7 protein-coding genes are annotated in these 6,017 nt (G+C 44.2%); 4 read left to right on the top strand and 3 right to left on the bottom strand.

Features of this window, described 5'->3' with window-relative positions; all coding sequences use genetic code 11:
- The first annotated feature begins 58 nt into the window (after window positions 1-58).
- A complete protein-coding gene (locus MHN01_RS13745; RefSeq protein ID WP_239411865.1) occupies window positions 59-988 on the top strand; it encodes a LysR family transcriptional regulator in 930 nt (309 codons plus the stop codon).
- Window positions 989-1,076: 88 nt separating this feature from the next.
- Window positions 1,077-1,625: an OmpA family protein gene (locus MHN01_RS13740; RefSeq protein WP_239411864.1), complete on the top strand. Its 549-nt coding sequence runs from the start codon at window positions 1,077-1,079 to the stop codon at window positions 1,623-1,625.
- Window positions 1,626-1,663: 38 nt separating this feature from the next.
- Here MHN01_RS13740 and MHN01_RS13735 read toward each other — a convergent pair whose 3' ends face one another.
- Window positions 1,664-2,773, bottom strand: coding sequence for a 1-acyl-sn-glycerol-3-phosphate acyltransferase (locus MHN01_RS13735; RefSeq protein WP_239411863.1), 1,110 nt, complete (start codon window positions 2,771-2,773; stop codon window positions 1,664-1,666).
- 273 nt (window positions 2,774-3,046) lie between these two features.
- Here MHN01_RS13735 and MHN01_RS13730 point away from each other — a divergent pair, with 273 nt between their 5' ends.
- On the top strand, window positions 3,047-3,733 hold the full coding sequence (locus tag MHN01_RS13730; RefSeq protein ID WP_239411862.1) for an AraC family ligand binding domain-containing protein: 687 nt from the start codon (window positions 3,047-3,049) through the stop codon (window positions 3,731-3,733).
- Between the two features lie 85 nt (window positions 3,734-3,818).
- Here MHN01_RS13730 and MHN01_RS13725 read toward each other — a convergent pair whose 3' ends face one another.
- On the bottom strand, window positions 3,819-4,277 hold the full coding sequence (locus MHN01_RS13725) for a hypothetical protein (RefSeq protein WP_239411861.1): 459 nt from the start codon (window positions 4,275-4,277) through the stop codon (window positions 3,819-3,821).
- 130 nt (window positions 4,278-4,407) lie between these two features.
- On the bottom strand, window positions 4,408-4,953 hold the full coding sequence (locus MHN01_RS13720; RefSeq protein ID WP_239411860.1) for a nicotinate-nicotinamide nucleotide adenylyltransferase: 546 nt from the start codon (window positions 4,951-4,953) through the stop codon (window positions 4,408-4,410).
- A gap of 183 nt (window positions 4,954-5,136) precedes the next feature.
- Between MHN01_RS13720 and nadE the strand changes: the two genes are divergently transcribed.
- A complete protein-coding gene (gene nadE / locus MHN01_RS13715) occupies window positions 5,137-5,973 on the top strand; it encodes an ammonia-dependent NAD(+) synthetase (RefSeq protein WP_239411859.1) in 837 nt (278 codons plus the stop codon).
- The last annotated feature ends 44 nt before the right edge of the window (window positions 5,974-6,017 follow it).

Raw genomic sequence — 6,017 nt, 5'->3', positions numbered from 1 at the left:
TTTACCGGTTTGTAATCAATGGTATACTTTCAATGTTGTCTCTTTATGGTTCTCCCCTATGCTAGAAAATCTTCAACAAATGGTAATCCTCGCTACTGTTGGTCACGAACAGAACTTTACTCGTGCAGCAGAGCGCCTTGGCATCTCAAAATCGCAAGTCAGTAAACAGATTCGTTTTCTTGAAGAGCGTTTAGGCTGTCAGTTGGTACAGCGTAGTACTCGTGCTGTCGCACTAACTGATATTGGTTTACAGTATTCGGAGTATGGCCAGCAACTGCTGGATACAGTCAGTGAAGCTGAAGCAATGGTCGCAGGTTACCGTAATGAGATTAAAGGCGTACTTCGCGTCGGTATTGCGCAATCATTTGGTAATGCCAACATTACATCGGCATTGGCAGAGTTCCAAAAAACCCATCCAGACCTAGAGCTTGAGGTCAGTTTATTTGACCACCGCCCTAACCTGCTTGAAGAAGGCTTTGATTGTTGGGTTGCGATTCATGAACATCCGCCTGAGGGTATGGTGGCACGTAAGCTAGCAGACTGTAAGTTTGTTGTTGTTGCATCGCCAGACTATCTTGAAAAAAATGGCACGCCATCATCACCAAGTGAGTTACGTAAACATAACTGCATTACCTACCAGAGCCGTGAACGAAAATACGTTAACTGGGAATTCACTCGTGACGGCGTAAGACAATCAATTCGAGCGCGAGGCACTTATCGTATCGATAACGCGCCGGCGGTTCTCGATGCTGCACTCTCTGGTTTAGGCATTGCCTATCTGGCTACCTACCTAATTAATGATGAAATCGAGACTGGTAGACTTGTTCAATTACTACCTGAGTGGAAAGCCGATGTAGAACTGCCGATTTATGCTGTGTACCCACGACGCAAGTATCTCGCTCCTAAGGTTCGTTCATTTATAGATTTTATGTCTGAAAGTATGGCTGTTCCGCCTTATCGTACCCCCAACCCAGCCATTAATCGCTAGACAGGCAAATTCCTTCTCAATTCTGTAGTTGTGATTCTAGAGAGATGTTCTAAACCTAAAGTAGTGCTTTACTGCTTTAGGTTGCCTAATGTCGTGCAAAAAACAATGCTATTTATTGATTCCATTCTTACTGACTGGCATTTTTCTATCTGGTTGTGGAAACGGAGGTGACACCGTCACAAATAGCCAGGGCCAACAATCAACTTCCCCATCTCCCTCAGTAGTACCAAGCGCCAGAATCCTGCTAACTGAGCTGCCAGAAATGCGCCAAACCGTGTATTTTGAAAAAGACAGCTACGAGCTTGATGCAACCAACCAACGCGATCTTGATCCTATTGCAGTCCGGCTAAGGCAACATCCCGACAGCTTCATTGTTGTGGTTGGACACAGCGATGACAGTGGTAATGAAGAAGAAAATATAGTGCTTTCCTATGAGCGTGCGTTTAGTGTCGCCATCTATATTTCATCTGTTTTTGGGGTTGAAGAGGAAAGAATCCAGATAGTCGCGGCGGGTTATAGCGAAAAGATCGCGAAGGGTTCATCAGAGGTAGAAAAAAGAAAAAACCGACGGGTTGAAGTGTTGTCTCCGAAAGCGATAGTAAGAACCTTGAGTGCCACTCCCGATCCTAAATATTAATTTTGGCAGCAGGTTTCTAATACCTGCTGCCAATCGTGTTATTGCTGCTTTTTCAGTGCAGGGAATGCGTACATCTTCTTCAAGATATCAACCACACCTGCTGGCAAATCAGATAGCTTTTCAGAGAATCGTGTTTTCTCTGCATCTGTAACAGATTCATGTGCCTGGTTTGCTGCAATATAGTTCGCCGGAAACAAGTGATAGTTTTCAGTGATCTGTCGATCAACTTCTTCGGCCAGTTCTTCTGGTGTTTCAAACGGTGCTTTAATCACATCACCAAAGCTGACATGAATACGGCGCTTTTGGCCCACGATACCCTGGATAATACTTTCTATATCCTCAAACTCGCCTTTCTCGTAACTACCAGACGTTGCTTTCTCGTATAGTTCTTTCGCTTTGGCCACATCACATGGATCGTTTTCGTAGGAGATAGCAACCGGGACGATATTCAGCCCCGCGATAAATTCACTAAAAGATTGCTTGCGCTTGCGTCCTTCCATGAAAAACATCTTCAGAATCGCCGGATCCGTTCTATCATTTCCGTCTTTGGCTCGTCCCTCTTTCTGAGCAATCCAGATAGAATTGCCAGTTTCAAGAGAGTGAGAAATGTAGCTTGAAAGCTGACCAAGTGCCTTCATCATTTCGCGTGGTCCTTTCGCGGAACGCTTTACAATGAAGCTTTTGTTAAGGCGCATTAATTCTGTCGCGCAAGGTTTCTTAAGCAGGTTGTCACCAATAGCGATACGAACTGTTTTAAAGTTCTGCTTATATAGACACCAGTTAACCATCGCAGGATCCATGGCAATATCACGATGGTTTGAAATAAACAGGTAAGACTGATTCGGGTCAAGCTTCTCCATTCCACTATTTGTGACACCGTCACATGAGTGATCAATGGTCGCGTTCATATATTTGGCAACCTGGAACTGAACGTCTTCTACTGTCTTGACGCTAGACCATTTTTTAATCAGGAAGCGTTTGATCAACGGGATCAATAACCAGCCAAGTACGCCTGATAGTTGGGGAAAACGATAATTTAGGATTGCTGAAATGAATTCCTTATCGTTAACAAGGCGTTCAATTGCCTCACTTACTTCGTCATCGTTATACGGACGGATCTCTTTATATATATCGTTATCAGTTTGCACAGTTATGCTTCATATAAAATAAAAACCGCGACATTTTACGCAGATTTATCAGTTTGCCCAATGACATGACGCAACTACCTGCCTGGTTGGAGGTCATACCACATAAATATGGATAGATTTCAAACACATTACCGTAATTTAAGCGATGGTGTCTGTTGTTAGCGTAGCAATTCTTACTAAAAGTGCATCAAATCGCGGACTAATCCCTGCCAATTATTGACGGTTTGCTTAAAACAGAACAATATGTGCGTGCTTTTTTGCTAGAGACTTACTATGAAACAGGCTATAGAATTTTCACACAACATTCAAAACTTCCTACACGTTGGCTCACGCCGCAAAAGTCATACTTCTTATATGATTGTTGTTGAACAAGGCTCTGCGCTTGTCCGACTTGGTAAGCAAGAATTTTTAATTACCAAAGGGGCTGGTTTCTGGATCCCTTTTGATTGCCTTCACGCACTTACCGTTCTACCGGGCACTCAGTATTCTAAAGTCGAGTTTTCTGCGCGTTTGACAACGCCAGTGTGTAGAGAAGCTGGCTTTTTCTCTGTCAGTAAGCTTTTAACAGCACTGCTTGCAGAATTGCGCCATGAATTCAAAACGCAGTCAACTGATAGCCCTAAAGGCCCAGCTGGCAATCTATTGCGTGTAATAGCTGATCAAGTTGCTAAGTTAAAAGTTAAAACAAACTCACTCTGTCCTGCCTTGCGCAATGACTATAATAATCAGCTCAGCCAATTGCTAAAAGGTGACAAGGTAACGAACAAATCAGCACTGGCGGCCATTTCGGAGATCATCGGCTTCTCAAGCAGTGAACTTGAAGCATGTATTGTAATGCGCGAGGCGCTTAAACTATCCCGTTCAGGCCGTAAACTTGAGCAAATTGCGGATACGCTGAATACGCCGAAGGACACGATTGCCGCATTAGCAAAACCGATTCTTGGACTAGAGCTCGGTTAACGAAGGGAATAAAAAAAGCGACGTGACAACGTCGCTTTTAAAATTGAAACAGTAAATTTGATGCGGTGACCTATGGTGTATATGGCTACTGAAAAGGGATCTCGACTTGCAGGGAGATATCATCAAGGTTTTCGCCATGCCAGCGATAGTCGACCCTAACGCGCGTTGAACGACCGTCTTCCCCACCCACACCAAAGCTCATTTGTAATCCGTGGTTTTTAATCCACTCTTCGGCGTCTCTCATCGTCTCAATATCGGGATCCTCGTACTTGGCCGGAACCCAAACACCAAGGCCGAAAAATTGTGAATTAGACTTTGATTTCGACGACACTACTGGCGAACTATTGCTGCCTTTCCAGTCATCCCAGAAATCACTTTCAGTCTTTGACTCAGACTTCCATGCTTGCTGGGTTTGTTGACTCTCGGCAGGAACATAATAATCTGGCGGTGAATCCTTGATAACGCTGCAAGACGTCGAAAAAGTTTTTTGCTCTTCGACCGTCATGCCAGCTAGCTGACTTGCTGTAAATTGTTCACAAGGCATAGCCCAAGCGTAAGCGCTTATTGAACTGGCTATGAAAGCATAGATATATGATCTTATCTTACAACTGCTCAAAACAAGCCTTCCGATACCATGGTGCAATAACAAGGTCACCCGATATCGTTATTGCTTGTCATTGATCCTTGGTGCTGGTCTCGTGAAAGCAATAACGCGTTCGGTCATCAAGCATTCTAGCCACTGTTGGAGTTGTTAAGTGTGAGATGGAACGCTTATTGACAATATTATCACGTAAATTTGTGCTTCGTATGCTAACCGTCTCCGGACATGCCAGGATTTGCCATTTTTTGACAATTTTCTGACAATTGTAAAACTTCCCAAAATTAAGAAAGTTATCCGGACCAAGCACAAATGTAAGCTCTGCATCTGGTATTTGCTGCTGCAACTTACTGAGTACTGCATAGGTCGTTATTGGCTCGTTACCGACAGCCATCTCTTGCTCCAAACGTGATAGCTCCAGGTTAGGCAGGTTGAGATCATCAATAAAAGCTTCGACCAATTCACAACGGGCATCATAGTCGATCATCACTTTTCCCCACGCATGCGCATAGCTTGGCAACAGTAATACGCGGTCGAAGTGTTGCAGCCTTTCTAGCACAGATTTATGCCCCAAACTGGGCGGATTAAATGCGCTGCCAAACACGGCAATTGTTGCTGTCATGACTAGAATGCCCCTTTTTTATACCGATTTATCATTAATTTGGATTTATTGTCAGTTCAGGATTGATCCTGTCTTAGAGTTATCGCATGATTTTGGTAAAGATTTAATGCAAAGCTGAATTTTTTTGCATTTGGTTGAGCTAAATGATTAGAAACTGGGCAACGCCCTGAGGATTCATTCACTATGGAACAGCTTATTCGCGCAGAGATGCGTGTACTGCCTGAAATTGATGTCGATTTCGAGATTCAACGCCGTGTCGGTTTTATTCAGCATAAACTGAAGCAGGCAAACTGCAAGTCTCTGGTTCTTGGTATCAGCGGAGGCATCGACTCCACACTTTGCGGTCGATTGGCTCAGCTAGCCATCAACAGATTGAATGACGAAACCAATACTCAAGATTATCAATTTATCGCAGTTCGTCTCCCTTATGGTGAACAACATGACGAAGACGAAGCACAGCTGGCTCTCTCATTTATCCAACCAACCCACTCCATCAGTATAAACATCAAAGACGGTGTAGATGGTACCCACGCAAGTACTTTGAAAGCACTGGAAGGTACTGAGCTTCTGCCAACATGCCACAACAAGATCGACTTTGTGAAAGGCAATGTGAAAGCACGTGCCCGTATGATTGCCCAGTATGAAGTGGCAGGCCTTGTTGGTGGAATGGTATTGGGTACTGATCACTCAGCAGAAAATATTACCGGTTTTTATACCAAGTTTGGTGATGGCGCTTGTGACCTTGCTCCTTTGTTCGGCCTGAACAAACGCCAGGTACGCCAACTTGCCGCGGCATTGGGAGCTCCAGAGCTTCTTGTGAAGAAAGTGCCAACAGCCGATCTGGAAGAGCTTGCACCGCAGAAACCCGATGAGCATGCCCTGCTGGTAACTTACGATCAAATTGATGACTTCCTGGAAGGCAAACCTGTTGAAACTGAGGTTGCCGAACGTTTAGTTGAAATCTACCAGGCTACGCAACATAAGCGTCAGCCAATTCCGACAATTTACGACGAAGAATAAATTCTACGCCAATAAGCTAATAAACGTAAAAAGGGGCCAAGATC

This window comes from Photobacterium sp. OFAV2-7, from assembly GCF_022347985.1.
In the GTDB taxonomy this organism is placed as follows: Bacteria; Pseudomonadota; Gammaproteobacteria; order Enterobacterales; family Vibrionaceae; genus Photobacterium.
The sequence above is the reverse complement of the archived record's forward strand: the minus strand, read 5'-3'. Positions and strand labels throughout refer to the sequence as shown.

Excerpts from the sequence above, each read along its gene's own strand:
- MHN01_RS13745 (WP_239411865.1), top strand. The coding sequence starts at position 59 with ATGCTAGAAAATCTTCAACAAATGGTAATCCTCGCTACTGTTGGTCAC.
- MHN01_RS13740 (WP_239411864.1), top strand. The coding sequence starts at position 1,077 with ATGTCGTGCAAAAAACAATGCTATTTATTGATTCCATTCTTACTGACT.
- MHN01_RS13730 (WP_239411862.1), top strand. The coding sequence starts at position 3,047 with ATGAAACAGGCTATAGAATTTTCACACAACATTCAAAACTTCCTACAC.
- MHN01_RS13725 (WP_239411861.1), bottom strand. The coding sequence starts at position 4,277 with ATGCCTTGTGAACAATTTACAGCAAGTCAGCTAGCTGGCATGACGGTC.
- MHN01_RS13720 (WP_239411860.1), bottom strand. The coding sequence starts at position 4,953 with ATGACAGCAACAATTGCCGTGTTTGGCAGCGCATTTAATCCGCCCAGT.
- nadE (WP_239411859.1), top strand. The coding sequence starts at position 5,137 with ATGGAACAGCTTATTCGCGCAGAGATGCGTGTACTGCCTGAAATTGAT.